Source organism: Nitratidesulfovibrio sp. SRB-5, assembly GCF_019931275.1.
GTDB lineage: Bacteria > Desulfobacterota > Desulfovibrionia > Desulfovibrionales > Desulfovibrionaceae > Cupidesulfovibrio.
The window spans coordinates 438,046-463,706 of record NZ_JAIOTY010000002.1 but is presented as its reverse complement, the minus strand read 5'-3'; the positions used below and the strand labels follow the sequence as shown (position 1 = coordinate 463,706).

Sequence of the window (25,661 nt, the reverse complement as noted above, 5' to 3'; positions counted from 1 at the left end):
CGCGCCGGGGCGCAACGGGTTGCATACCCAAAAAAGGTCCGGAAGGCGACAGGATATTTCCCGCACCTTCCGGACGGACATGCCCAGGCTGCCCGAGGCCGGGCCGGACGCGACGGCGCCCGGCGGCCCCAAGCCGGATTACTTCGTGGCCAGGTGCTTCTGCTTCAGCTGTTCCCAGTAGGGGTCGGCCATGAGCAGCTTGTAGCCGTCGTTGATCATCTTCAGCAGTTCGGCGTCTTCCTTGCGGGTGGCCACGCCGAAATCTTCGGAATCGCCGTACACGCCCACGACCTGGATGGCCTTGCCCTTGGCGGCGGCGTCATCGGCGGGCAGGTTGTCCATGGTGGCGGCGTCGATGCGGCCGTTCAGCACGTCCTCGATGGCCAGCGGGGCGGAATCGTAGAAGCGCAGGTCATAGCCGTAGCCTTTGGCTTCCTTGTCCTTCTGCAGGGCTTCGGCCTCGGAGGTGCCGCGCTGCACGCCCAGCTTCACCTTGCCCTTCAGGATCTGGTCGGTGTTGAGGGTGGAGCCCTTCTTGGCGATGAAGACCTGCTTCACGTTCCAGTACGGGTTCGAGAAATTGACCTTCTGCCTGCGCTCTTCGGTGATGGACATGCCGGAGCAGACCATGTCGATCTTCTTGGCCAGCAGGTTGGGGATGATGCCGTCCCAGTCCATGGGCTGGTGGGTGACCTTGAAGCCCATCTTCTTGGCGATCCAGTCCATGGACTCCACGTCGAAGCCAGCGGGCTTGCCGCTCTTGTCCACGTAGGCGAAGGGGGGATAGTTGGCGTCGATGCCGTTGATGTAGGTCTTTTCGGCAAAGGCCACGCCGCCAAGCGCCAGGACCAGGGCCAGAGCCGCCACAAGGGTGGTCATTCTGAACATGCTTGTGCTTCCTCTCGTTCGTTGAACCGTTGCTTCACCACGCCCGCGCGCGGGGCCCGTCCCCACACGCATACCCGGCCACGCATACCCGGCCACGCATACCGCCATGCGAACATGCCGGAAAAGCTAAATTTCTTTATTTCGCTACCAGAAACCGAGTACCCGCGCAAGCGCCCCCCGCGTGATTTTGACAATTGCGTCGTCACTTGCCTTGCCGCGAGGGGCAAAGTCTGCCAAACTCGCCACCAGCGCCCAGCCGCACCCGGACCTCGCCGTCCGGCACGGGTGGCGCATCACCCCAAACGAGGTCGGACATGAAGAAATCCCTGGGTGCGCGCACCCTTGCCTACCCCACACCGCTCTTTCTCGTGGGCACATACGACCGCGACTCCCGCCCCAACATCATGGCGGCGGCCTGGGCGGGCATCTGCTGCTCGCAGCCGCCGAGCATCGCGGTTTCGCTGCGCAAGGCCACCTATACCTACCGGTCCATCACCGAGCGCGGGGCCTTCACCATCTCCATCCCCTCGCGCGCCTACGTGCGCCATGCGGACTATGCGGGCATCTATTCCGGCGAGAACGAGGACAAGTTCGCCTCACTGGGGCTTACTCCGGTGCCGGGCGAGCATGTGGACGCGCCCTACGTGGGCGAATTTCCCATGGCCATAGAACTGAAGCTGATCCACCAGATAGAGATCGGCCTGCACACGCAGTTCATCGGCGAGATCATGGATGTGAAGGTGGACGAATCCTGCCTGCGCGATGACGGCCTGCCCGACATCAACAAGGTGGACCCGGTGATTTTCGCACCGGTTTCGCGCGAATACTACGCCGTGGGCGAATTCCTGGCCAAGGCGTTCTCGGCGGGCAAGGGCCTGCGCTCCTGATCACCCGGCAAAGATTCACTGCGCGGTGCCGCACCTGTTGCGGCACCGCGCAGTTTTCCTTTATAGAAGCATCCTGTCACAAATTCTCCGTGTGCCGCACGGACCACTGAAAGACGTCCAAAGGCCCGGATGCTCCCGGATGCCTCACGGATGCCCCACGGATGCCCCATGACACTCTGCCCGGTTCAGGCCGCGCCCTGGCGCACCACCCTGCTGCTGATACTGGCGGATACCGCCGTCATCATCTGCGTCACCCTGGCGGCAACCCTGCTGCGCGACCTTGCGGGCAGCGGCATCCAGTGGGGTTTCTACCCCCGGTTGCTGCCCTTTCTGCTGCTGTTGCCGTTGTTCAACGCCGTATTGGGGTTGTATGCGGGCATCACGCTGCCCCCCCCGCAGGAACTGAAAAAACTCACCCTTGGCGCCTCCATGGCCTTCCTGTGCGCCGGTTCGTTCATCTTCTTCGCCAAGGGGGGTGAACGCTATTCGCGCATGGCCTTCCTGCTGGCCTGGCTGGGGTGCATCGTGGCCTTGCCGCTGTGCCGCCACTGGCTGCGCACCCGTCTTGCCCGCCACATCTGGTGGGGAGCACCCGCCGTGATCCTCGGCGGCGGGGCCGCCGCCGAGGAAGTGGTGCGCACCCTGCGCCAGCGTCCTCTGCTGGGCTTGCGGCCCGTGGCCTGCGTGCCGCCCGATGGCAGGCCCGATCCTTCCGCCCAAGGGTGCGGCCTTGCCTGCTGCGCCAACGACGAGGAGGCCGTACGCCTGTACCCACGCGCCTACGCCCTGCTGTTGCTCGACAGCTTCGCCGACAGCGAGGCGCGCCACCGCATCGTCGAGGCCACGGCGCGGTTCCGCAACGTGCTGATCATGCCTCCTTTCTCCACGGGTGGAGCACGCCTGTGGGTCAGCGCCATGGACATCGGCGGCCTGCTGGGCCTGCTGGTGCGCCAGAACCTGCTGGACGCCAACCGGGTGCGCCTGAAGCGGGCCATAGACCTGCTGCTCACGCTGGGTTCCGCCATACTGGTTCTGCCGCTGGTCCTGGCCATTGCCGCCTGGATCCGCATGGACAGCCCCGGCTCGCCCTTCTTCACCCAGCGGCGCATCGGCCAGCATGGCCGCGAGATGCACATCCTGAAGTTCCGCACCATGGTCCAGAACGCCGAATGCGTGCTGCACGACTGCCTGGCGGCAAATCCCGCATTGAACGCCGAATGGGAGCGCGACCAGAAACTGAAGTGCGACCCCCGGGTGACCCGGGCCGGGGCCTTCCTGCGCAAGACCAGCCTGGATGAACTGCCCCAGTTGTGGAACGTGCTGCGGGGCGAGATGAGCCTTGTGGGTCCGCGCCCCATCGTTCAGGACGAGATGGAGAAGTACGGCGAGGTGTTCGACCTGTACACCCGCGTCAAGCCGGGCATCACCGGGCTGTGGCAGGTTTCCGGCCGCAACGACGTAAGCTACCCGCAACGCGTGGAAATGGACCGCTACTACATCTGCAACTGGTCGGTGTGGTTCGACATCTGGATTCTGGCCAAGACCGTGCCGGTGGTGTTGCATCGCAACGGGGCGTACTAGCGCTCATCAAAGACATGGGCAGTCCTGCGCCGCCCAACGGAACGGACCATGGCCGAACGCGGCAGCGTACTCAAGCGCAGGCTCGATTTCTGGCTAGGCGTGCCCCTGGTGGCAACCCTGGGCCTTGTTCGCTACCTTGCTTCACGCACTGCCCCGGCTGAGCCACGGGGGCCCGACACAGTGGCTGTGCTGTGCTTTGGCGCCATCGGCGACCTGCTGCTTACCGGCGCCCTGCTGGACGGGTTGCGCCGCGCCGCACCGCATGCCCGGATATGCATGGTGGTTTCGCGGGGCAACGCTCCCGCACTGCCGCTGGTTCCGCATATCGACACCTCCGCGGTGTTCTCCGTGGGGCAGGTGCATCAGATCGTCCGTCATGTCCGGGCACTGAAAGCCGACCTACTGATCGACACCACCCAGTGGGCACGCCTGGGCGCTCTTGTTGCGTCGCTGTCCGGCGCCCGCTGCACCGTCGGCTTTGACACACCGGGCCAGCATCGCGCGGCCCCCTATGACATCAAGGTGCCGCACCGAAATGACCGGCACGAGGTGAAGAATCTGCTGGAACTCGGCTCGGCGGTCTTTCCCGGGTTTTCCGGCGTTCCTTCAGTGCGACTGCCTTCTCCCCTGCCACCGGCACCATGCCCCGGCCCATACGTTGTCCTGCACATGTGGCCCTCCGGCCTCCGGGCTCACCTCAAGGAATGGCCTCGTGAAAACTGGCAGGCCCTGGCCACGTCCTGCGCCCTGGCCGGATTTCAGGTGCTGTTCACCGGTTCGCCCGCCGATGCACCACGGACAGGCGACATGGTGCGAACCATTCGCACCTCCATGGCGGGCACGGGCAAGGCAGACATGGTGCACGACATGTCCGGGCGGCTCAGCCTGACCGATCTTGCACCATTGCTGGCCGGTGCCGCAGCCACCGTGTCCGTCAATACGGGCACCATGCACCTCGCGGCGTTGACCGGCAGCCCCACGGTGGGGCTGCACGGCCCCACCAATCCACTCCGCTGGGGGCCGCTGGGGGCGCGTACCCGTGCGCTGCTGCCCGACCCGACCCCCGGAAGCCGGACCGCCTATCTCAATCTCGGCTTCGAATACCCACCCGACGCCGACGACTGCCTGCGCCGCCTTTCCCCCGATACGGTGATAGCGGCCCTGCGCGATCTGGGGCTTGCCCTGTAGCGCCCCGCAGCGTTTTTCCGCGCCATGCGAAACGCCCCGCCGGTGAGCACCGGCGGGGCGTTGTCATGCATCTTCCCGGCCATTCCGGCGGGGGTTACTTCTTCGCCGTGGGGGGCACCCCGTGTTTGTCGGCCAGCAGGCGCACGGCGTGTTCGATGGCCCGGTCCACGTTCTCGAACAGGTTCTCGCGGCCTATCAGGTCCAGGGTGCCGAAGCGTTCCATCATCCTGCGGGCGGCGGGCCGCACGCCGGACAGCAGCAGCACGGTGCCCCGGCGGCGACAGGTGCGGCAGAACGCCTCCAGCGCGTTGGCCCCGGTGGAGTCCACGGTGGTTGCCTTGCGCATGCGCAGGATGAACACCTCGGGCTGCTTCTGCAACGCCTGCGACACGCTCTGGAAGCGGTCCGCCACGCCGAAGAAGAACGGCCCGTCGATCTCGTACACCTGCACCCCCTCGGGCACGACCAGTTCCCCGGTTTCGCGCCCCTGGATCACCGGCTTGTCGTCGATGGAGCAGGAGCAGATGGCGGTCACCTCGCTCATGCGGCGCATGAACAGCAGCGAGGCCAGCATCACCCCCACGTACACCGCCACGGTCAGGTCGATGACCACGGTCAGCACGAAGGTCAGGCACATCACCGTGATGTCGGACTTGGGCGCGCGCAGCAGGCGCAGGAACTTGTGCAGTTCGCTCATGTCCCACGAAACCATGATCAGCACGGCGGCCAGGCTGGCCAGGGGAATGAACGAGGCCAGCGGCGCAAGGAACAGCACGAAGGCCACCAGCACCACCGCATGCACCATGCCCGCAACCGGGGTCTGCCCGCCGGAACGGATGTTGGTTACCGTGCGCGCGATGGCCCCGGTAGCCGGAATGCCCCCGAAGAGCACCGAGGCGATGTTGGCCACACCTTGGGCGGTCAGTTCCACGTTGGAGTTGTGCTTGTCGCCGGTCATCCCGTCGGCCACCACGCACGAGAGCAGCGATTCGATGCCCGCCAGCAGGGCGATGGTCATGGCGTCGGGCAGCAGTTCGCGCACGCGGGCAAAGGTGAACGTGGGCCAGATGAAGCTGGGCAGTTCACGCGGGATGCCCCCGAACCGGCTGCCGATGGTCTCCACCTGCAAGCCCAGCGCCCACACGGCAAGGGAGGCCACGGCAACACCCACCACGGGCGCGGGAATGCGCGGAATGAACCGTCGCGTGGCCAGGATGCAGGCCAGGGCCAGCCCTGCAACGCACAGCGTGGTCGGGTTGATGGTGCCCAGATGTTCTGCGTAGGCCAACCATTTATCAAAAAATTCCGGCGGCACCGCATCCATCTGCAACCCGAAGAAATCCTTCATCTGCGACGAGAAGATCAGCACGGCGATGCCCGCCGTGAATCCGGTGGTGACCGGATAGGGAATATATTTGATCAGCACGCCGATGCGGCACAGGCCGAAGATGAGCAGCATGGCCCCGGCCAGCAACGTGGTGATGACCAGCCCGTCGTACCCGTGCCGGTAGATGATGTTATAGATGATGACCACGAAGGCGCCGGTGGGCCCGCCTACCTGATAGCGGCTGCCACCCAGCAGCGAGATGAGGAACCCGGCCACGATGGCGGTGAACAGCCCGCGTTCCGGCGTGGTGCCCGAGGCGATGGCAAAGGCCATGGCCAGCGGCAGGGCCACCACGCCCACGGTAAGGCCCGCCAAAAGGTCGCGGATGAATTTCTGCGTCGAATACCCGGCGCGCAACTCCGTGATGGTGCGCGGCAGAAAGGATGTCGCCTCGTCGCCCATGTTGTCTGTACCAGCCATTGCCGCTCCCTTGCTTGCGCGCGCCGGGGTGGTGCATGCGCCCCAGGCACCGGTGACGCCGTCATTCCCGGGCCGAATGCGGCAGCCCGCCGCGTCCGGCCCCAGTCAGGAGTGCGCCACGCCCCGATTGACGCGCGTACTCACTCGCAAAAACCGCCTACGCTCCGCCGGACATGCCGCACGATGCCTTGCCCCGACGGGACCGCAGGTCAGCCGGGGTGCGCGCCGCAAACTGCGGCGATGCTGCTGTTTTCAGCAGTAAGTAAAACACGCACCCCAAAGCCCGGTCCATTACTCCCGGTGCGCGACGTTGGCAAGTGGACAGTTATATTATTAAATTTCAGCATATTGAAATGTGTTATATAAGACCACAACTCCGCAAGTTGCACACCCCGCGCCGTTGGGCACGGGACCGGCACTGCCAGTGGGCTGCGCAGGCGCACACCAGGCGGACAGGCCACACCGGGCGGACCGAGCGGACGGGCGGGCAGGGCGGACAGGGCATACTCGCACGGCAAGGCGAGCCTACGGATCCAGAGTACACGGGAGTGTCTCCGCGCAACCCGGCAGGCATGCGGCACGGCATTGACGCGCATGCTCACCGCGCGGGCCGAAAACGGAAAAACCGCCCGCAGGCTGGGGCCCACGGACGGTTCCTTCACAACTGGCGGCAATGCAGGCTTCGGACCATCCCGCCCCCCGCTTCCCCCGTGCACGTCCTGCGCCGGACGACATGTCACGACAGGGGGGAGAGACGGCGGACGGAAGACGGGAGGCTGAACGGGTGAGAAGGGCGGAACAGACGAGGTGAAGGCGCACAGGCGGCCACCCCCACGCGGCTACAGCGGGCGCACCGCCACGCAGATGCCCACGTCCCACGGGCCTTCCGCCGGGCAGCCCAGCATGTCGTGGTACAGTTCGTAGCCGGGGCGGTCGTCGCACTGCCAGCCGCTGGCGGGCAGCCACTGGGCGTACATGTCGTTCCAGGCCCGGAAGAATCCGTCGCAGGAAATCATGCTGCGGTATTCCGCGTACAGCCCGCCGGGCAGGGTCTGCACGCTGATGCCCGCCTCGGCCAGTTCCAGCGCGTCCACCTCCGGCCCAATGGCGATGCAGGCGTCATAGCGGCAGTTTTCCGGCGGGGTCACTTCCGGGTTGTCCCAGCTCACGCCGAATCCCGGCACGCCGGGCCGCATCAGGCCGCGCTGACCGGCCCAGGCCATCAGGCGGCCCCACACCGGGCCGATGGTTTCGCCGGCATAGGGGCCGATATGCCGCAGGTAGGCCACGCGGCAGGCGGGCCTTTCGGCAACTTCCACGTTCATGGCATCGCTCCTTGTACTGTCCGGGTCCAGCCGGACGTGTGGCGGACCGTCCGCAAGCCACGGCACATCTCCGTGCGGGGGCGCCGTGCCCGGCAGCGTCGGGCTGCCGGATGGCTCCGAGGGATGCGCCAGGGCACAGGCTGTCCCGTCGCGCCCGGCTGCCCCGTCGCGCATGGAGGATTCGTACCCCGGGTCGCCGGGCGCGACGTTTCGCGCCTTGCCATTTCCGGCGTGCGCGCGAAAGGGGTCGGCCAGCAGGCAGCGCGCCCCCTCCCGGTCCGCCCCGGTCCGGTAGTGACGACGGCGCCGGTATTCGCTGGGCGTCATGGCGAACCGCTCGCGAAAGGCGCGGGCGAAGTTCTGCGACGAGGAAAACCCGCAGTCCATGGCCACGTCGGTCACGTTCAGTGCCGGGGCAAAGGCCAGCATGTTGGCCGCGCGGTCCATGCGCAGGCGGCGGATGAACGCGTGCAGTGTCTCGCCCACCAGCCCGGCGAAGATGCGGTGGAAATGAAAGGGCGAAAAGGGCGCGGCCCCGGCCAGTTCGTCCAGGGTGAAGTCGCGCGCGGGGTCCGCCACTATGTAGTCGATGACCCGGTTGATGCGCGCCTCGTAGCGGCGCAGGGTGTCTTCACGCTGGGGCAGGCTTTCCGGGCGGGGCAGGCCGAAGGCCGTTTCCGCGCCGGAAGGGGCGTAGTCCGTGAAGACGCCCGTGTACGGCGGCGCGGATGCATCCTGCCCGGTGGTGTCCACGGCGGGGGCACCGGCAGAAGGGGCGGTTTCGGGCGCGGGGTCGGCAGATGCCTCGAACGGGGAGCGCGTCATGAAACTCTCGACTGGCGAAGGGGATGTCGAAGGGAGTACCGGGCCGCCAACATTCCGGTCGGCACACGCAATGAGCATGCGCCGGGGCACGCAGCAGGCCGTCCTGATCGTCCACGCCACGGCAGCCGCAAGGCAGGCCGTCACGCGCCGGGCATGGTGTTCACGCCCGGTCAGAGCCTGGTATCCTTGGTGCCGGAGTAGGTGAAGGCACTGGATATCATGGCCCAATGCCCGCCCTTGTCCACGCCCACGGCCTGCCCGCAGGCGCACCAGATGCGCCCGTCGCGCTCCTCGGCATCGTACACGCGGGTGATGCGCTCCTTGTGGCAACGCAGCACCTCGCCCTTGCCGAGCTTCAGGTACTTCCAGAGTTTGCGGCGGCAGGCCGCGCAGCGAAGGGTGAGCATGGCCCGTCTGATAGCAGGTGCGGCTAAACGTGTCAGCCATGTCACGGGGGACAGGGCGGACAGGACGGGGCGGGACTGGGCAGGGAGCAGCCCGACGGGGACATGCCGTGGTTGCACCCTTTGACCTGATATCCGACAACGCAAAAGGGGCGAGGTATTGCTACCTCGCCCCTCGTGCATTCGATGGCGGAGCGGAAGGGACTCGAACCCTCGGCCTCCGGCGTGACAGGCCGGCGTTATAACCGTCTTAACTACCGCTCCGCGGAAACCCGGACATGGATACCGACCGCAAAGCGGTCTTCCATGCCGGGAAATTCGGGCTTTAAAAAGGGGGAGCTTGCGCTCCCCCCTCTGGGATCCTGGCGGAGCCGAAGGGACTCGAACCCTCGGCCTCCGGCGTGACAGGCCGGCGTTATAACCGTCTTAACTACGGCTCCGCGTGGTGGTGGGCAGTGCAGGGCTTGAACCTGCGACCCCCGCCGTGTGAAGGCGGTGCTCTCCCAGCTGAGCTAACTGCCCACGTAGGAAGGACTGTCTATCCTCACCCCCCCGAAGTTGTCAACGGAATTTTCCCGGGGCGGCGCATTTTTTTGGATTGCACACGTAATACTGTAAAAATACTTGCTATTTTATCACGCCTTTCACACTCCTCGCCCAAAAACCTGCCGCAGACCCTCAATCCGCGCCGCAGGAAACGGCCTGCCAACGGGGGCTCATCCACGCGCAAAGCGGCGAATGCCAAGGGTTGGCACGATCCATCCATGCAGTTGCCTGCCACCACACGCCAGCGGCCATGGCCATGTCGGGCACCACCGTCTCCACCGGCGCCCCCTCCACCGCGCCTCCCCACCGCGCCCCCGGCGCGTGCCCCCCCCCCTGCGCCAGCCTGCGTCCGCTCCGCCGATGCCCCTCTTCCCTTCCTTTCCCTTCCCCTCCCGCCAGCGCGCAATCAGCACGCAGGCACAGACAATCCTTGCGCGCGGGACCGTCTCTCTATACAAGGGTACTCGCATACCGTCGTCATGCGCGGCGTTTTCCTGTAGCGCCGACGTCGGAGACGGAACGTCCTTTTCAGGAGTGCGACCTACGCACATGTTCGACCCCATGGATACCGATGCCGCAGAGGCCCTCCCCTGCCGCACCTGCATACAACCGGCCATCGACCACAGCATGCAGCTTACCCTGCTGCTGCGCGACGCAACCGCTTACGCCGCCCGGCTGCGCACCCGCTTCGCGGATGAACGCTCTCACGCCCCACCGCCGACGCCAGATTCGTCGGCCCGGAGCAACTGACGCGATTTCACGCCGCACCCCCCACAGCGGGAGCCCCCATGCTCGCCCAGAACACTGCGCACCCCCTGCCTGCACCGCGCACCCGACGCCGGAGCCACTCCCTTGTCGCTCCCGCCACACCCGCACGCTTGTTGCTGTTCCTGTGTGCCCTGCTGGTTGCCGCGCTGCTGCAACGCCCGGCACCGGCGCTGGCCCGCGACCCCGCGGTGCTCGACGGACTGGCCCTGGCCCAGCGCGGCGTCAGCGCCAACCTGTGCGCCCTCACCTTTGACGACGGCCCCGGCCAGACCACTGAAGCGCTGCTTAACATCCTGCGCGACAAGGGCGTGCGCGGCACGTTCTTCGTCGTGGGGTCGCGCGTGCACCTGTACCCGGATGTCATGAAGCGGCTGGTGGCAGAGGGCAACGAGGTGGGCAACCACACCTTCACCCACAGCAGCCTGCGCCAGCGCGCGCCCGTGGAACAGCTGAGCGAGATCGCCCGCACCAACGAGGAACTGGCCAAGCTGGGCATCGTGCCGCGCTACCTGCGTCCGCCTTACGGACGCTACGACAACGCCACCATCGACGCCGCCGCCGCCCAGAGCATGACCATCGCCCTGTGGTCGGTGGACAGCCGCGACTGGCGCAAGCACGACCTGTTCGCCATGTTGCCGCGCAAATCCTTCGGGGTGCGCGGGGTGCGCGGCGTATTCCTGTTCCACGACAACCACCGTGAAACAGTGGAGGCCATGCCCGCGCTCATCGATCGCCTGACCGAGGCAGGCTGCACCTTCGTGACCATGTCCGAATACGTGGAGACTTCCGGCCCGCTCTGTCTTCACTGATCGGGGCGCGCATCGCGCCGCCCCCCGCGGCGTCCTGCCCCCGTCGGGATATCTCGCCTCCTTCCGTCGGCCTCTTCTGTCTGCCCCTTCAGGTGGCCACTCTCGTCGGCCACTCCCGTCGGTGTGGTCAACGCCTTGCGCCCCGGCCTTTTTCCGTCTCCAAGCCATCGTTTCCGCCACCTGGCCAGCGCCCCTCGCCCTGCCCTGCACCGCCCGTCCCGCGTGGCCCGGCATGTCCTCGTGCATGTCCTCGTGGCATGTCCTCCTGCCCCCGCGCCCGCAATCCGTCCGGCAGTGCCGCACGTGCGCGTCCCCCCGTTAGGACAATTTCGTCGCACACCCCGCGCGCTTCCCTTCGCCTCCGCCCACCCCACCCGTTCCGCTCCGCAATGTGGACCCAGCGGATTCTCAATGGATTGAACAACCAACCGTATTGATTGCAAAATTTTTTAATGCCGCATGATATCCAGCCAAAACGGAGCATTACCCCCAGCCGGTGATATCCGCACCACTGTTTGCCGTGTTTACATTCTCGTCCAAACGCGCGTATTGGAACGCCATTACAACTTTCCGGCTCGCGAGAAGGAGCCCGCCGCACTTCGCGGCATGGCCTGACCGGGCGTCCCGCCCAGGCAGACCGCCCTTGCGGGCGGCTGCCGACGCCCCTTCCCGCCGTGCCGCCGCCTCGTGAGCGCATGTCCTCCACCCGGCCCCGTGACCGGGCGGCGTCCGTTTCCTTCACTTTTCCGGAGGTCGAACCATGCGCAACATCCTGCTGGCCCTGTGTCTTTCCCTGTGCCTCGTCCTGCCTGCCACGGCCCTTGCGGCGGACCTTTCCCTCAGCGTGCCGCTGCCGCTTACCGGCGGCCAGGCAAAGTTTGGCGAGATCATCAAGAAATCCATGGAGATCGCCGCCGAGGAAATCAACGCCAAGGGCGGCGTGAAGGGCGGCAAGCTGGTGCTGCGCTTCGAAGACTCGCAAGGCAAGCCCGAGATCGCCCGGTCCATCGCCGAAAAGATCATCGACGTGCAGAAGCAGCCGCTGCTGTTCGGCGAATACACCTCGGCCTGCGCCAAGGCCGTGGCCGCCGTGGCCGAGGAACGCAAGACCCCCTACGTGGTGGTGGCCTCTGCCGCCGACGAGATAACCCAGCAGAACTACAAGTACGTCTACCGCATCAACCCCACCAACGCCTATTACGCGTCCGGCCTGCTTTCGTTCATGGACAAGGTGGTCAAGCCCAAGACCATGGTCATCCTGTACGAATCGTCCGACTTCGGCACCTCGGGCGCGGAAGAGATGGCCAAGTCCGCCGAAAAGGCGGGCATCAAGGTGCTGATGAAGGAAAAGTACGAAAAGGGCGCGGTGGACTTCAAGCCAGTGCTCTCGCAGGTCAAGGCGCAGAACCCCGACGTCATCTACATGGTCTCCTACGTCATGGACGCGGCCCTCCTGATGCGCCAGATCAAGGAACTGCGCATCGACGCGCGCCTGTTCGCGGGCGGCGCCGCCGGGTTCGCCATTCCCGAATTCATCGACAACGCCAAGGACGCTGCCGAGTACGTGGTCACCGCCACCCTGTGGAGCCCGCAGGTAAGCTACCCCGGAGCGCGCGAATTCGCCGAAAAGTACAAGGCCGCCCATGGCGACTACCCCTCGTACCACGGCGCGCTGGCCTATTCTTCGGTGTACGTGGTCAAGGACGCCGTGGAGCGCGCCAAGGCCCTGACCACCGAAGACATCAACGCCGCCATGAAGGGCGTGGACGTGATGACCGCCTTCGGCCCGGTGAAGTTCGAAAGCCGCGACGGCTACCAGAACCAGAACTTCATCGACACGCTGGCCTTGCAGGTGCTGCAGGGCAAGCATGAGACCATCTGGCCCGAACGCTACGCCAGCGCCAAGCCGGTGTTCCCCCTCCCCAAGTGGCGCGAACGCAAGTAGCGCCATCCGCCACGTCGTGACCACGCGGCGGCGGAGTGCCTCCCGCCGCCGCGCGACACACCGGCCCGACGGGCCGTCCACCGTGGCTGATCCCCGTCCGCCCCTCCGCACGGCTGCCGGTGCCGGGTTCGCAAAACCCGGCACCGGCAGGACGGAGGCCCGATAGCCGGACCGCACCCGCGCGCAACGCCCGCCCTTCCGGTCTTTGGACGGGCCTTCCCGCGCAGGGTCGCGCATGCCCGTCCGCCGCCGCACGGACAACCCGCCGCCAGTCAACACAGGCCAGCTGACTCAGGCCAACCAAATCAGGGAGGTCACGCCCCATGTGGGTGCAAGCCGAAGTGTTTCTGCAAACCCTTGTCGCCGGCATTCTGCTGGGCGGCCTGTACGCGCTCATAGGCATCGGCATGACGCTGATCCTCGGCGTCATGAAGATCATCAACCTCACCCATGGCCAGCTGATGATGGTGGCCATGTACATCGCCTTCTGGCTGTTCACCCTGTTCGGCATCGATCCGTACGTGTCGCTGTTCATCGCGCCGCCGCTCATGTTCGCCTTCGGCATGCTGATCCAGAAGGCGCTGGTGAACCCGGTGCTGCGCGTGGAATCCATCCTGCCGCACAACCAGGTCATCCTTACCGTGGGCATAGGGCTGGTGTTGCAGAACGTGGCCACCATCCTGTTCACCTCCGACTACCGGTCCACCCCGGTGGACTATGCCTCCACCGCCTTCTACCTGTCCGACCTGTGGGCGGGCACGCCTGTTGAAATATCGCTCTCGCTGCCGTGGGCGGTGTCGTTCCTGCTTTCGGTGGTGATCACCGTGCTGCTGTGGTTCTTCCTGGCCCATACCGACACCGGCAAGTCCATCCGCGCCACCGCGCAAGACAAGGACGCCGCCCTGATCATGGGCGTGAACGTCGGGCTGATGCGGGTCATCACCTTCGGCCTTGGTTCGGCGCTGGTGGCCTGCGCCGGGTGCCTGTTCATTCCCATCTACTACCTGTTCCCCGCGCTGGGGTCGCAGTTCACGCTCATCGCCTTCGTCATCACCATCCTTGGCGGGCTGGGGTCCACGCTGGGCGCCATCCTGGGCGGGCTGATCCTGGGCGTGTTCGAATCCATGACAGCCACCTACGTGGGCATGGGCTGGGCGCCGGTGGGGCGCTTCGTCATCTTCGTGGCCGCGCTGGTGTTCCTGCCGGGCGGCGTCGCCTCGCTCCTCAAGACCAGGAAGCTCTCGAAATGAAAAACAACCTCGTTCCGCTGGTCGTGCTGGCGGCGCTGGCCGGGCTGCCGCTGCTGGGCCTGAACAGCTACGTCATGCACATCCTCATCCTGTCCATCATGTGGACCCTGGCGGGCATGGCCTGGAACCTGCTGGGCGGCTACTGCGGCCAGGTATCGTTCGGGCATGCCGCGTTCTTCGGCATGGGCGCGTACAGCGCTGGCCTCATCCACCTGCACCTGGGCCTGTCGCCATGGTGGGGCTTTCTGGTCAGCCTGCCGCTGGTGGCGCTGGTGGCGCTGGCCATGGGCTCGGTGGTGCTGCGGCTGCGCGGCCCCTACTTCGTGCTGGCAACCCTTGCCATCGGGGAAGTGCTGCGCATCACCTGCGAAAACCTTACCGATTTCACCAAGGGCACCCTCGGCATCATGATCACCCGCACCTGGGTGGAAAAGACGCAGTACTACTACATCATCCTGGGGCTGGCCCTGCTGGGCTTCGTGGTGTGCCGGGCCATCGTACATTCGCGCTGGGGGTACTACTTCGTGGCCATCCGCGAGGACCAGGACGCCGCGGAATCCATGGGCATAGACACCACGCGCTACAAGACCATCGCGCTGACGGTGAGCGCCATGCTTACCGGCCTGGCCGGGGCGTTCTACACCAACTACATGGGGTACATCGATCCGGGGGTGGTGTTCTCGCTGGGCGAAATCTCCATCCTGATCATCATGGTGGTCATGGTGGGCGGGGTGGCCACGGAATGGGGCCCGGCGCTGGGTGCGGGCATCATGGTCATCCTGGCGGAATACATCCGCTCGCTGCCCCTCATCGGCGTGGCCTACCAGACCATGTTCGGCGTGCTGCTCATCGTGATCATCATCTACCTGCCCAACGGGCTGGTGGGTGACTGGCCGGTGCTCCGGCGCAAGCTGCTGCGCAGGGGGGCCACGGCATGAGCATGCTCGAAATCCGCAAGCTGTCCATGTTCTTCGGCGGGCTGGCCGCCCTGCACGACGTGAACTTCGACGTGCGCCAGGGCGAGATACTGGCCCTCATCGGCCCCAACGGCGCGGGCAAGACCACCCTGTTCAACTGCGTGAACGGTTTCTACACCCCTTCGGAGGGGCAGGTGCTGTTCAAGGGCCAGCCAATATCCGGACTGAAGCCGCACAAGGTCTGCCAGATGGGCATTGCCCGCACCTTCCAGGTGGTCAAGCCGCTGTCGCGCATGAGCGTGTTCGACAACGTGCTGGCCTCCGCCTTCCTGCGCAACCCCACCCGCAAGGGCGCGCAGGACGTGGCCGACGAGGTGCTGCACTTCACCGGGCTGTGGGACGACCGGGACCAGTTGTCCAAGGGGCTGCCGCTGGGCAAGCGCAAACGGCTGGAAATAGCCCGCGCGCTGGCCACCCAGCCGGAATTCCTGCTGCTGGACGAATCGTTCGCGGGGCTGAACCCGGCGGAACTGGACGTGTCCATCGACATCATCCGGGGCATCAAGCAGCAGGGCATCACCGTCATGATCATCGAGCACCACATGAAGGTGATCATGGCCATTTCGGACCGCATCGTGGTGCTGAACTTCGGCCAGAAGATCGCCGAGGGCACGCCCGCGCAAATCAGCGCCGACAGGCAGGTGGTTGAAGCATACCTGGGGGAGGAGCACGGTGCTTGATGTTCGCAACATCGATGTCGCCTACGGCGACGTGCAGGTGATCTGGGACGTCTCGTTCCGGGTGGGCCAGGGCGAGATAGTGGCCATGATCGGCGCCAACGGCGCGGGCAAGTCCACCATCATGCGCACCGTGTCGGGCGTGCTGCGCCCCGGCAAGGGCCAGATACTGCTGGCGGGCGAGGCCATCCACAACGTGGAGCCGTACACCCTCATCGAGAAGGGACTGGCCCACGTGCCCGAGGCACGGCGGCTGTTTCCGGAAATGAGCGTGGAGGAAAACCTGGACATGGGGTCGCTGCGGGGCCGGGCACGCAAGGAGAGGGCACGCACCAAGGATCGGGTGTTCTCCATCTTCCCGCGCCTGGCCGAGCGGCGCAGGCAGGCTTCCGGCACCCTGTCCGGCGGCGAGCAGCAGATGCTGGCCATCGGTCGGGGGCTGATGGCCCTGCCCCGGCTTATCATGTTCGACGAGCCCTCCCTGGGGCTTGCGCCCATTCTGGTACAGGATATCTTTGGCGTCATCCGCACGGTGCGCGACGAGGGCATGACCGTGCTCATCGTGGAGCAGAACGTGCGGCAGACGCTGGCCCTGTGCGACAGGGCCTACGTGCTGGAGAACGGGCGCATCACCCAGGAGGGGGCCGGGGCCGATCTCCTGCGCGACCCCCACGTGAAGGCAGCCTACCTCGGGGTGTAGCGCGCCGCGCCGCCCCGCCATTTTCCAACGGAGGTTTCCATGCTGGTCAAGGACTGGATGACCACCCACGTCTACACGGTGACGCCCGACGATTCCATTTCGTACGCGGCGGGCATGATGCGCGAGCGCAACGTGAAGCACCTGCCGGTGGTCGAAAACGAACTGCTGGTGGGCATGCTGTCCGACCGCGACATCAAGGCCTACCTCCCCTCCAAGGGCACGTCGCTGGACATCTACGAAATCAACTACCTGCTGGCCAAGACCAAGGTCAGCCAGGCCATGACCCGGCCGGTGGTCTCCATACCGGCGGAAACGCCCATCGAGGACGCGGCCATGATCATGCACGACCGCGACTTCGGCTGCCTGCCTGTGACGGAAGCCGCCCCCGGCGGCCAGCGGCTGGTGGGCATCATCTCCGACAACGACCTGTTCCGGGTCATGGTGGACATTACCGGCGTGCGCGGCGGCGGCCACCGGCTGGCCCTGGTGCTGCCCGACCGGCCCGGTTCCATCAAGGAGGCGGGCGACCTGGTGCGGGCGCGCGGCTTCCGCCTGCAAAGCATCATGTCCACCAATGAAAAGTCCGCCCCCGGCACCCGCTACGTGGTGCTGCGCACCCGTGGCGAGGGCGACTGGGACGGACTGCTGGAAGACATGGGGAAGAGCCCCTTCCATCTGGTGCACGCGTTGTAGCCGTGCACGCGCCCTCCGGAAAATGACCCGGGGCCGGGCCGCGCTGTGCGGTCCGGCCCTCTTGTTTGTGCATCGCATGTGTCTGCCGTGCGTGGTGCACGAGGGCATGCCCCGCATGCGACCACTACCTGTCCCGCAAGCGCGCGCATCCGGCGGCGTGATGACCACGCCTTTCGCCATCACATTCTTGTGAATACGGGAATCACATTGTTACGATACGGTGACAACGCCGTGACGAAATGCTAGCAACCCCTTGAAGGAGAAGCCACTGCCGCACCGCCGCAACATGGCCCCGCGCGGGCCGGCACACTCCATTCCACGCACCCATGGCCGCCGCGACGGCCCCTCATACCGGCAACCAAAGGAGAGTCCGCATGTCCAGACGCACCACCGCCCTGCTTGTCGCCCTGCTGGGTGTCGCCATGCTGTTCGGCGCAACCGGCCAGGCCTTCGCGAAACAGAAATTCATCGTGTACACCTCGATGAAGGAATCGCTCATCGGCACGTTGAAAGACGCGTTCGTCAAGCAGCATCCGGACATCGACATGGACTACCAGTCCTCGGGCGCGGGCAAGATCATGGCCAAGATCGCGGCAGAGCGCGAATCGGGCAAGATCCTGGCCGACGTGCTGTGGACCAGCGAGGTTCCCGACTTCTACCAGATGAAGGCGCAGGGCCTGCTGGACCCCTACGTGTCGCCCGAGGTGAAGAACATCCTGAACCCCATCGCCGACTATGACGGTTCGTTCACCCCGGCGCGCCTGGGCACGCTGGGCATCGCCTACAACACCCGGTACGTGAAGCAGGCCCCGACCTCCTGGCAGGACCTGATGAAGCCCGAATACAAGGGCGCCTTCGGCATCGCCAACCCGGCCCTTTCCGGCACCTCGTACATGAGCGTGGCCATGCTGGAAAAGGCCTTCGGCTGGGAGTTCTTCAAGAAGCTCCGCGCCAACGGCGCCAAGATGGGCAAGGGGTCCGGCCAGGTGGTGGACGACACCTCCTCGGGCGACCTGGTGGCCAGCCTGGCGGTGGACTACATCACCAACGACAAGATCGAGAAGGGCGCCACCATCGCCCTGGTCTACCCGCAGGAAATGCTGGTCATCCCCAGCCCGGTGGCCATCATCAAGGGCTCGCCCAACGTCGAGGCCGCCCGCAAGTTCGTGGACTTCCTGCTGTCCAGGGAAGGCCAGGCCATCATCGCCGGCGAAGGCACGCTGCCCGTGCGCGCCGACGTCGAGGTGCCCGCCCGCTTCAAGCTGCCCACCCCCGCCGACGCCGTGAAGCGCGCCATCAAGGTGGACTACCCCCAGATGATCGCCGAGAAGGAAGACCGGGTGAAGACCTTCACCGACATCATGCAGAGCAAGTAGCACCCGCCCTGCCAGCGGCGGATGCCCGGCCCCCGCGCGGGCCGCATGCCGTCCGGGGCGGACAACGTACGGAATACGCGGGGCCGGGGTGTTCCCCCGGCCCCCTTCATATCCGGCCCCTTCGCGGCCGACGCGCACGCCGCCGAACGGGGCGCGCACAGGACAATCCATGGCAGACATAACCCTTGCAGGCATCGGCAAGGCCTACGGCGCGCATGCCGTGCTGGACGGCCTTTCGCTTACCGTGAACCACGGCGAATGCTTCACCCTGCTCGGCCCTTCGGGCTGCGGCAAGACGGTGCTGCTGCGCCTCATCGCCGGCTTTGAAACGCCCGACGCCGGCACCATATCCATCGGCGGCGAACCGGTGTCCGACGCGGTCACCGGCGACTGCGTGCCGCCGGATGCGCGCGACCTTGGCGTGGTGTTCCAGGACTATGCGGTGTGGCCGCACATGAGCGTGGCCGACAATATCGGCTACCCGCTGAAGCTGGCTGGCCTGCCCGCCGCCGAACGCACCCGCCGGGTGCTGGAAACGGTGGAGATGGTCAACCTGACCGGCCTGGAAAACCGCATGCCCTCGCAGCTTTCCGGCGGCCAACAGCAGCGCGTGGCCCTGGCCCGCGCCCTGGTGGGCCGCCCCTCGCTGATGCTGCTGGACGAGCCGCTGTGCAACCTCGACGCCAATCTGCGCGAGGAAATGCGCTTTGAAATCAAGGAACTGCAACGCACGCTGGGCATCACCATCCTGTACGTGACCCACGACCAGGAAATCGCCCTGGCCATTTCCGACCGGTTGGCCATCATGGACCACGCCGGGGCCATCCGGCAGGTGGGCACCCCGTGGGAAATATTCGAACGGCCCGCCGACGAATTCGTGTTCCGGTTCATGGGGGTTGCCAACTTCCTGCCCGCCCGGCGGCGTGGCATGGCCATGCTGGCGGCCGGGGGCGAACAGCCCGTTCCGTGGGGGCCGCCCGACGGTGATGCCGAACACTGGATGGCGGGCTTCCGCCCGTCGGACGTGCGCCTTGCCCGCCAGGGCGACGGACTGCGCGGCACGGTGCGCCGGGCCAGCTTTCTGGGTGCCATGACCGACTACCTCATAGAGGTGGACGGCGCCTCGTTCCGCACCCAGCTGGACACCCACGAGGCCCTTGCGCGCGGGCTGATGTTCGCCGAGGGCGAACCCTGCGTGGTGGGCTTTCACGACCTGCACTGGTTCGACGCGGCCACGGTGGCCGCGCAGGCGCCACAGGGGGGCGAATAGCATGGCCGCGCTCGCGAAATCCCGTTCCTTCGGCGTGGCCGAGGTGATCCTGGCCATCTCCATCGCCGTGCTGGTCATCGTGGTGGCGGTGCCGGTGCTGCTCATCTTCTTCAACGCGTTCTGGGTGGATGGTTCGCCCAACTTCACGGACGTGATGAAGATCCTGCGCCAGCCCGACACCTACGAGGCGCTGCTGAACTCGCTGTTCATCGCCTCTGGCGTCACGGTGATGAGCACCACCATCGGCACCTTCTTCGCCTGGCTGGTCACCCGCACCGACCTGCCCTTCAAGGCCGCCATGAAGGTGTTGTTCCTGGTGCCGTTCATGCTGCCCTCGTTCATCGGGGCGCTGGCGTGGAAGATGCTGCTCTCGCCCCGCGCGGGGTACATCAACCGGCTGTTCATGGACACCTTCGGCTTTTCCGGCCCGGTGTTCGACATCTACACCTACCACGGCATCATGGCCGTGGAGACCATGTACCTGTTCCCGTTCGTGTTCATCCAGGTGTGCGGCGCGCTGGAACGCATGGACCCCACGCTGGAGGAGGCGGCGCGCATCTCCGGCGCCAGCCTGTTCACCATCACCCGCAAGATCACCATCCCGCTGGTGATGCCCAGCATCGTTTCCGGGGCGTTGCTGATCATGCTGTACTCCATGGCCCATTTCGGCACCGTGGCCGTGCTGGGCATAGAGATCGGCATCTTCAACATTCCCACGCTGATCTACGAGAAAATCCACCAGAGCGCGGGCAGCTTCCAGTCCATCCGCACCGGCACCGTGCTTGCTTCGGTGCTGGTGGTCACGGCGGCGGCCATCATCTGGCTGCAGAACAAGGTGCTGGAGCGCGGCCGCTTCCAGATCATCGCGGGCAAGAGCTTCCGCCCCATGGAACTGAAGCTGCGCGGGTTCCGCATTCCCCTGCTGGTGCTGTGCATCGCTTACATCGCCTTCACCATCGTGCTGCCCACGGCCACCATCTTCCTGGTGGGCGGGTTGAAGACCTACGGTCTGCCGCTGACCATGGAAAACCTGACCCTGGACAACTACAAGTTCATCCTGTTCGACTGGCAGCTCACCCGCGACGCCATCTGGAACAGCGTGTCGCTGGGCCTTGCAGCCGCGCTGATCACCATGTTCGCGGGGGTGATGATCTCGTACGTCATCGTCAAGATGAAGGTGCGGGGCAAGGGCTTTCTGGAGTTCCTGGGCATGCTGCCCTTCTCGGTGCCCGGCTCGGTCATCGCGCTGGGGGTGATCCTGGCGTGGAGCGGCAAGTTCGGCATCAACATCTACAATACGGTGTGGATCATCCTGGTGGCCTACATCGCGCGGTACATGGCCTTTTCGCTGAAGGCCAACTCCGCGGCCCTGGAACAGGTGCACGATTCGCTGGTGGAAGCGGCGCGCGCCTGCGGCGCCACCATGTGGCAGGCCCTGCGCGACATCGTGCTGCCGCTGGTGCGGCCGGGCATGCTGGCCGCGTTCTTCCTGATCTTCCTGCCCGCCCTGCGTGAACTGACCGTTTCGGTGCTGCTGTACGGGCCCACCACCCGCACCATCGGGGTGGCCATCTACACCCTGAACGAGGACGGCGAGACGGTGTATTCCGCCGCGCTGGCGGGCATCGCCCTGATCATCATCGTCACCGGGCAGACCCTCATCAAGCGCTTCACCGGCGGCAACGGGCGATAGGAGCGGGAACATGTCGTACGTACGTCTCGTCAACGTGACCAAACGCTTCGGCGGCGTCACCGCCGTGGATTCGCTGAACCTGGAAATCGGCCGGGGGGAATGCTTCTCCATGCTCGGTCCCTCGGGCTGCGGCAAGACCACCACCCTGCGGATGGTGGCCGGCTTCGAGGACCTGGACGATGGGGAAATCCACGTGGGCGACCGCCTGCTGTCCGCCCGCCGCAACAACTACTACCTGCCCCCGGAAAAGCGCGACTTCGGCATGGTCTTCCAGGCCTTTGCCGTCTGGCCGCACCTGTCGGTGTACGAGAACGTGGCCTTTCCGTTGCGCATCCGCCGGCTGAGCGCTGCCGAGATAGACCGCCGCACGCGCGAGGCCCTGCACCACACCAGCCTGGCCGACGTGGCGCAGAAAAGCCCCGACGACCTTTCCGGCGGGGGCAAGCAGCGCGTGGCCCTGGCACGTGCCCTGGCCATCAACCCCGACGTGATGCTGCTGGATGAGCCCCTGTCCAGCCTCGACCCGCATCTGCGTGAGGAAATGCGCTTCGAGATCAAGGACCTGCAACGCACCTTCGGCTTCTCCATCCTGTACGTGACCCACGATCAGTCCGAGGCCATGGCCCTGTCCGACAGGATCATGGTCATGAAGAACGGCGTGGTCCAGCAGGTGGGCACCCCGCTCGACGTGTACACCAACCCGGCCAACAGCTTCGTCTTCGGGTTCATCGGACTGTCCAACTTCCTGGACGTCAACCTGACCCCGGAAGGGCTGGTGCGCGTGAACGGGGGGGACGCCCGGGTCACCCCGGCAACGCCTCCCTCGGCCCGCCTGGTGTCCGCCGGGCGCGCGGCCCTGGCCAGCCGCCCCTCGGAGATCGACTTCACGGCCGAGGGCGGACTGCGCGGCGTGGTGCGCCGTCGGGCCTACCTTGGCGAGATCGTGGACTACCGCATCGACGTGGGCGGCCAGGAAGTGCGCGTGCAGAAGGGACGCCGGGCCCCCGGCCCAGCCGAGGGCGACGCCTGCGGCCTCGTGTTCCTGCGGCCCCATTGGTACGACCCCGCCGCGTGACGGCAGCCGCATCCGCCGTGCATCATACAGATGAGGGGGCCGGGAGACGATCCCGGCCCTTTTGCGTTGCCCACCGCATCCACATATATGAACGGGCGGGACGCGGGCCAGCCTACGGCTGGACCAAAGGAAAGGGATTGCCCCGCGCAACGCGCCCGCACGTTTTCACTGCCCTGCCGCCTCGCCTCCCACCTTTCCCGCTTGCCTCCAAAAGCTGCTGCTGTTACAAGTTTGCAAAAATCATGGGGGCACAGCACCCTATGTTTTGAACGAATTTGTAAAATTTGATGGTTTTTCACCGGCCCCGTGCACAGGCCGAATTGCCAACCGCACGGAACACCGGCCTTTTTTTTAGTGGACCGCTTCTTGCTTTTGTTTTTAGCGTCGCACCGCGCCGACATCCGCCACGTGGCACGCGGCGGCACCGGCACGCCGCCGCAACCCGGCAGGGCGACCACGTGAACAGGGACACTGGCGCGAGCAGGTCGCGTCGGACACATGAAACAAATTTGTAAGCATCGCGATTACCGCAACCCCCCTTCAGGAGAACGTCCATGAGCGGAATCCAGGCACGTCTAAACGCGATCTCGGCCATCACCAATTACAAGCCGAGCGCGGCCCCCATGAACTTCGCCGAAACCAAGCCCACCGAGCTGTTCGGCTGCAATGTCTTCAACGACAAGGTCATGAAGGACCGCCTGCCCAAGACCGTGTACAAGTCGCTGAAGAAGACCATCGAACTCGGCGAAAAGCTCGACCCCTCCATCGCCGACGTGGTCGCCAACGCCATGAAGGACTGGGCCATCGAGAAGGGCGCCACCCATTTCACCCATGTCTTCTACCCGCTCACCGGCCTGACCGCTGAAAAGCACGACGCCTTCCTGGTGCCCGACGGCAAGGGCGGCGCCCTGTCCGAATTCAGCGGCAAGCTGCTGATCCAGGGCGAACCGGACGCCTCCAGCTTCCCCTCGGGGGGCCTGCGCGCCACCTTCGAAGCGCGCGGCTACACCGCGTGGGACGTGACCAGCCCTGCCTACCTCCTTGAAAATCCCAACGGCACCTTCCTGTGCATCCCCACCGCGTTCGTTTCGTGGACCGGCGAGGCCCTGGACAAGAAGACTCCGCTGCTGCGCGCCAACCAGGCCCTGAACAAGCAGGCCCAGCGCGTGCTGAAGCTGTTCGGCACCGAAAGCAAGCTGCCCCTGGTCTCGTATGCCGGTCCCGAGCAGGAATACTTCCTCATCGACCGCAACTTCGCCTTTGCCCGGCCCGACCTGCACATCTGCGGCCGCAGCCTGTTCGGCGCCAAGCCCGCCAAGGGCCAGGAATTCGAAGACCAGTACTTCGGCGTCATTCCCCGCCGCGTGCTGTCCTTCATGATGGAAGTGGAGCGCGAGCTGTTCAAGCTCGGCGTGCCGGTGAAGACCCGCCACAACGAAGTGGCCCCCAGCCAGTACGAAATCGCCCCCATCTTCGAGACCAGCAACCTGGCCACCGACCACAACCAGCTGATCATGACCGTGCTGCGCAGCGTGGCCAAGCGCTACGGCATGGTCTGCCTGCTGCACGAAAAGCCCTTCGCGGGCATCAACGGTTCGGGCAAGCACCTCAACTACTCCATCGGCAACGCCGACCTCGGCAGCCTGTTCGATCCCGGCGAAAGCCCGCATGAAAACGCCCAGTTCCTGGTGTTCTGCGCCGCCGCCATCCGCGCCGTGCACAAGTACGGCGCCCTGCTGCGCGCCACCGTGGCCTCCGCGTCCAACGACCACCGGCTGGGCGCCAACGAAGCCCCGCCGGCCATCATGTCCGTGTACCTCGGCGAACAGCTGACCGACGTGTTCGAGCAGATCAAGACCGGCAAGGTCAACGGCTGCAAGAAGGCCTGCGTCATGAACATCGGCGTGGACGTGCTGCCGCCGCTGCCCATGGATCCGGGCGACCGCAACCGCACCAGCCCCTTCGCCTTCACCGGCAACCGCTTCGAATTCCGCGCCGTGGGTTCGTCCATGTCCATCGCCGGTCCCCAGGTGGCCCTGAACACCATGATGGCCGAATCGCTGGACTACATCGCCACCGAACTGGAAAAGGCCACCAAGGGCGATCCCGCGAAGCTCAACGAGGCCGTGCAGAAGCTGCTCCAGAAGATCATGAAGGAGCACGACAAGGTCATCTTCAACGGCGACGGCTACTCCGAGGAATGGCACAAGGAAGCGGAAAAGCGCGGCCTGCCCAACCTGAAGACCACGCCCGACGCCCTGCCGGTGCTGAGCACCCCCGAAGTGGTGAAGCTGTTCACCTCCTACGGCGTGTTCAGCGAAGCGGAAGTGAAGTCGCGCGAGGAAATCTACCTCGAACAGTACTGCAAGACCGTGAAGACCGAAGCCAACCTGGTCATCCGCATGGCCCGCACCATCATCTTCCCCGCCGCCATGCGCTACCAGGGCGAACTGGCCGCCACCTGCGCCAACCTGAAGGCCGCCGGGCACGACTACAAGGTGGTCACCCTTGAAGACGTGACCGCCAAGCTGCGCGCCATGCAGGCCGCCGTGGGCGAACTGGAGAAGAAGCTGGAGCACGAGGCAGCCAGCACCCACGCCGAAGCCAAGCACATGTGCGACGTGATCCTGCCCGCCATGCTGAAGGTGCGCGAATACGCCGACGCGCTGGAAGCCGTGGTGGCCGACGACCTGTGGGCCCTGCCCAGCTACCAGGAAATGCTGTTCATCAAGTAGGGCCATGCCCTGCCGGACGGCAGACATGCAATGACACGGGCCGCCCTTCGGGGCGGCCCTTTGCGTACCCGCCGCACCGGGGCAAACCGGGACGCGCACGAAGCAACGGGCCGATGGCCCGCGCGCCTTGCGCTTGACGCCGGGCCCGCCCCCGTCTAGGGCATGAGGCACCATGCGGCAGGCCCCGTGCCAGGGGCCGGATGCCGCGCACATTTCCGCCGCCAGGCGCAAAAGAGGTTTCC

General features: G+C 65.7%; 20 protein-coding genes and 3 tRNA genes. 16 read left to right on the top strand and 7 right to left on the bottom strand.

Annotation, left to right across the window (positions count from 1 at the left end; translation table 11 throughout):
* Positions 1–138 precede the first annotated feature (138 nt).
* Complete coding sequence (locus tag K6142_RS09500) at positions 139–888, bottom strand: ABC transporter substrate-binding protein (RefSeq protein WP_012612697.1); 750 nt, start codon at positions 886–888, stop codon at positions 139–141.
* Between the two features lie 314 nt (positions 889–1,202).
* On the opposite strand from K6142_RS09500, the gene K6142_RS09495 reads away from it, so the two are divergent.
* The 3 genes from K6142_RS09495 to K6142_RS09485 all read left to right on the top strand — a co-directional run bounded on the left by K6142_RS09495 (position 1,203) and on the right by K6142_RS09485 (position 4,544).
* Positions 1,203–1,775 (top strand): flavin reductase family protein, encoded by a 573-nt coding sequence (locus K6142_RS09495; protein WP_012612698.1) that lies wholly within the window; start codon positions 1,203–1,205, stop codon positions 1,773–1,775.
* A 168-nt stretch (positions 1,776–1,943) separates the two neighbouring features.
* Positions 1,944–3,356 (top strand): undecaprenyl-phosphate galactose phosphotransferase WbaP, encoded by a 1,413-nt coding sequence (wbaP, locus tag K6142_RS09490; RefSeq protein ID WP_190244606.1) that lies wholly within the window; start codon positions 1,944–1,946, stop codon positions 3,354–3,356.
* A gap of 48 nt (positions 3,357–3,404) precedes the next feature.
* Entirely contained in the window at positions 3,405–4,544 is a 1,140-nt protein-coding gene (locus tag K6142_RS09485) for a glycosyltransferase family 9 protein (RefSeq protein WP_190244605.1), read from the top strand.
* A gap of 94 nt (positions 4,545–4,638) precedes the next feature.
* On the opposite strand, the gene K6142_RS09480 is transcribed toward K6142_RS09485, so the two are convergent.
* From K6142_RS09480 to K6142_RS09455, 6 genes are all read right to left on the bottom strand, one after another.
* Positions 4,639–6,351, bottom strand: a complete 1,713-nt coding sequence (locus K6142_RS09480) for a SulP family inorganic anion transporter (protein ID WP_190244604.1) — start codon at positions 6,349–6,351, stop codon at positions 4,639–4,641.
* An 839-nt stretch (positions 6,352–7,190) separates the two neighbouring features.
* Positions 7,191–8,501 carry a GyrI-like domain-containing protein gene (locus K6142_RS09475; RefSeq protein ID WP_190244603.1) on the bottom strand — a complete coding sequence of 437 codons (1,311 nt, stop codon included), beginning with the start codon at positions 8,499–8,501 and terminating at the stop codon, positions 7,191–7,193.
* Between the two features lie 170 nt (positions 8,502–8,671).
* Entirely contained in the window at positions 8,672–8,908 is a 237-nt protein-coding gene (locus K6142_RS09470) for a hypothetical protein (RefSeq protein WP_012612703.1), read from the bottom strand.
* Positions 8,909–9,092: 184 nt separating this feature from the next.
* Positions 9,093–9,169 (bottom strand) — tRNA-Asp (locus K6142_RS09465).
* 99 nt (positions 9,170–9,268) lie between these two features.
* Positions 9,269–9,345, bottom strand: a tRNA-Asp gene (locus K6142_RS09460).
* A 6-nt stretch (positions 9,346–9,351) separates the two neighbouring features.
* Positions 9,352–9,427, bottom strand: a tRNA-Val gene (locus K6142_RS09455).
* Between the two features lie 573 nt (positions 9,428–10,000).
* Between K6142_RS09455 and K6142_RS09450 the strand changes: the two genes are divergently transcribed.
* The 13 genes from K6142_RS09450 to K6142_RS09390 all read left to right on the top strand — a co-directional run bounded on the left by K6142_RS09450 (position 10,001) and on the right by K6142_RS09390 (position 25,419).
* A complete protein-coding gene (locus tag K6142_RS09450) occupies positions 10,001–10,201 on the top strand; it encodes a hypothetical protein (RefSeq protein WP_012612704.1) in 201 nt (66 codons plus the stop codon).
* A 38-nt stretch (positions 10,202–10,239) separates the two neighbouring features.
* Positions 10,240–11,028 (top strand): polysaccharide deacetylase family protein, encoded by a 789-nt coding sequence (locus K6142_RS09445; protein WP_190244602.1) that lies wholly within the window; start codon positions 10,240–10,242, stop codon positions 11,026–11,028.
* A gap of 760 nt (positions 11,029–11,788) precedes the next feature.
* On the top strand, positions 11,789–12,973 hold the full coding sequence (locus K6142_RS09440) for an ABC transporter substrate-binding protein (RefSeq protein ID WP_190244601.1): 1,185 nt from the start codon (positions 11,789–11,791) through the stop codon (positions 12,971–12,973).
* A gap of 323 nt (positions 12,974–13,296) precedes the next feature.
* Positions 13,297–14,223 carry a branched-chain amino acid ABC transporter permease gene (locus tag K6142_RS09435; RefSeq protein ID WP_190244600.1) on the top strand — a complete coding sequence of 309 codons (927 nt, stop codon included), beginning with the start codon at positions 13,297–13,299 and terminating at the stop codon, positions 14,221–14,223.
* Positions 14,220–15,161 (top strand): branched-chain amino acid ABC transporter permease, encoded by a 942-nt coding sequence (locus K6142_RS09430; protein ID WP_190244599.1) that lies wholly within the window; start codon positions 14,220–14,222, stop codon positions 15,159–15,161. The genes K6142_RS09435 and K6142_RS09430 overlap by 4 nt, the downstream gene beginning before the upstream one ends.
* On the top strand, positions 15,158–15,880 hold the full coding sequence (locus K6142_RS09425; protein WP_012612709.1) for an ABC transporter ATP-binding protein: 723 nt from the start codon (positions 15,158–15,160) through the stop codon (positions 15,878–15,880). The genes K6142_RS09430 and K6142_RS09425 overlap by 4 nt, the downstream gene beginning before the upstream one ends.
* Positions 15,873–16,577, top strand: a complete 705-nt coding sequence (locus tag K6142_RS09420; RefSeq protein ID WP_190244598.1) for an ABC transporter ATP-binding protein — start codon at positions 15,873–15,875, stop codon at positions 16,575–16,577. Before K6142_RS09425 ends, K6142_RS09420 begins: the two co-directional genes overlap by 8 nt.
* A 39-nt stretch (positions 16,578–16,616) precedes the next feature.
* Positions 16,617–17,270, top strand: coding sequence for a CBS and ACT domain-containing protein (locus tag K6142_RS09415; protein WP_190244597.1), 654 nt, complete (start codon positions 16,617–16,619; stop codon positions 17,268–17,270).
* Between the two features lie 374 nt (positions 17,271–17,644).
* On the top strand, positions 17,645–18,646 hold the full coding sequence (locus K6142_RS09410; RefSeq protein ID WP_012612712.1) for an ABC transporter substrate-binding protein: 1,002 nt from the start codon (positions 17,645–17,647) through the stop codon (positions 18,644–18,646).
* A gap of 169 nt (positions 18,647–18,815) precedes the next feature.
* On the top strand, positions 18,816–19,916 hold the full coding sequence (locus K6142_RS09405) for an ABC transporter ATP-binding protein (RefSeq protein ID WP_190244596.1): 1,101 nt from the start codon (positions 18,816–18,818) through the stop codon (positions 19,914–19,916).
* A gap of 1 nt (position 19,917) precedes the next feature.
* Complete coding sequence (locus K6142_RS09400) at positions 19,918–21,609, top strand: ABC transporter permease (protein WP_190244595.1); 1,692 nt, start codon at positions 19,918–19,920, stop codon at positions 21,607–21,609.
* A gap of 10 nt (positions 21,610–21,619) precedes the next feature.
* Positions 21,620–22,684 (top strand): ABC transporter ATP-binding protein, encoded by a 1,065-nt coding sequence (locus K6142_RS09395; protein WP_190244594.1) that lies wholly within the window; start codon positions 21,620–21,622, stop codon positions 22,682–22,684.
* A 554-nt stretch (positions 22,685–23,238) separates the two neighbouring features.
* A complete protein-coding gene (locus tag K6142_RS09390; protein WP_190244593.1) occupies positions 23,239–25,419 on the top strand; it encodes a glutamine synthetase III in 2,181 nt (726 codons plus the stop codon).
* Positions 25,420–25,661: the final 242 nt, after the last annotated feature.

What these genes read in the sequence shown, in the direction of transcription:
- K6142_RS09500 (WP_012612697.1), bottom strand. Translation starts at nt 888, where the DNA reads ATGTTCAGAATGACCACCCTTGTGGCGGCTCTGGCCCTGGTCCTGGCG.
- K6142_RS09495 (WP_012612698.1), top strand. Translation starts at nt 1,203, where the DNA reads ATGAAGAAATCCCTGGGTGCGCGCACCCTTGCCTACCCCACACCGCTC.
- wbaP (WP_190244606.1), top strand. Translation starts at nt 1,944, where the DNA reads ATGACACTCTGCCCGGTTCAGGCCGCGCCCTGGCGCACCACCCTGCTG.
- K6142_RS09485 (WP_190244605.1), top strand. Translation starts at nt 3,405, where the DNA reads ATGGCCGAACGCGGCAGCGTACTCAAGCGCAGGCTCGATTTCTGGCTA.
- K6142_RS09480 (WP_190244604.1), bottom strand. Translation starts at nt 6,351, where the DNA reads ATGGCTGGTACAGACAACATGGGCGACGAGGCGACATCCTTTCTGCCG.
- K6142_RS09475 (WP_190244603.1), bottom strand. Translation starts at nt 8,501, where the DNA reads ATGACGCGCTCCCCGTTCGAGGCATCTGCCGACCCCGCGCCCGAAACC.
- K6142_RS09470 (WP_012612703.1), bottom strand. Translation starts at nt 8,908, where the DNA reads ATGCTCACCCTTCGCTGCGCGGCCTGCCGCCGCAAACTCTGGAAGTAC.
- K6142_RS09450 (WP_012612704.1), top strand. Translation starts at nt 10,001, where the DNA reads ATGTTCGACCCCATGGATACCGATGCCGCAGAGGCCCTCCCCTGCCGC.
- K6142_RS09445 (WP_190244602.1), top strand. Translation starts at nt 10,240, where the DNA reads ATGCTCGCCCAGAACACTGCGCACCCCCTGCCTGCACCGCGCACCCGA.
- K6142_RS09440 (WP_190244601.1), top strand. Translation starts at nt 11,789, where the DNA reads ATGCGCAACATCCTGCTGGCCCTGTGTCTTTCCCTGTGCCTCGTCCTG.
- K6142_RS09435 (WP_190244600.1), top strand. Translation starts at nt 13,297, where the DNA reads ATGTGGGTGCAAGCCGAAGTGTTTCTGCAAACCCTTGTCGCCGGCATT.
- K6142_RS09430 (WP_190244599.1), top strand. Translation starts at nt 14,220, where the DNA reads ATGAAAAACAACCTCGTTCCGCTGGTCGTGCTGGCGGCGCTGGCCGGG.
- K6142_RS09425 (WP_012612709.1), top strand. Translation starts at nt 15,158, where the DNA reads ATGAGCATGCTCGAAATCCGCAAGCTGTCCATGTTCTTCGGCGGGCTG.
- K6142_RS09415 (WP_190244597.1), top strand. Translation starts at nt 16,617, where the DNA reads ATGCTGGTCAAGGACTGGATGACCACCCACGTCTACACGGTGACGCCC.
- K6142_RS09410 (WP_012612712.1), top strand. Translation starts at nt 17,645, where the DNA reads ATGTCCAGACGCACCACCGCCCTGCTTGTCGCCCTGCTGGGTGTCGCC.
- K6142_RS09405 (WP_190244596.1), top strand. Translation starts at nt 18,816, where the DNA reads ATGGCAGACATAACCCTTGCAGGCATCGGCAAGGCCTACGGCGCGCAT.
- K6142_RS09400 (WP_190244595.1), top strand. Translation starts at nt 19,918, where the DNA reads ATGGCCGCGCTCGCGAAATCCCGTTCCTTCGGCGTGGCCGAGGTGATC.
- K6142_RS09395 (WP_190244594.1), top strand. Translation starts at nt 21,620, where the DNA reads ATGTCGTACGTACGTCTCGTCAACGTGACCAAACGCTTCGGCGGCGTC.
- K6142_RS09390 (WP_190244593.1), top strand. Translation starts at nt 23,239, where the DNA reads ATGAGCGGAATCCAGGCACGTCTAAACGCGATCTCGGCCATCACCAAT.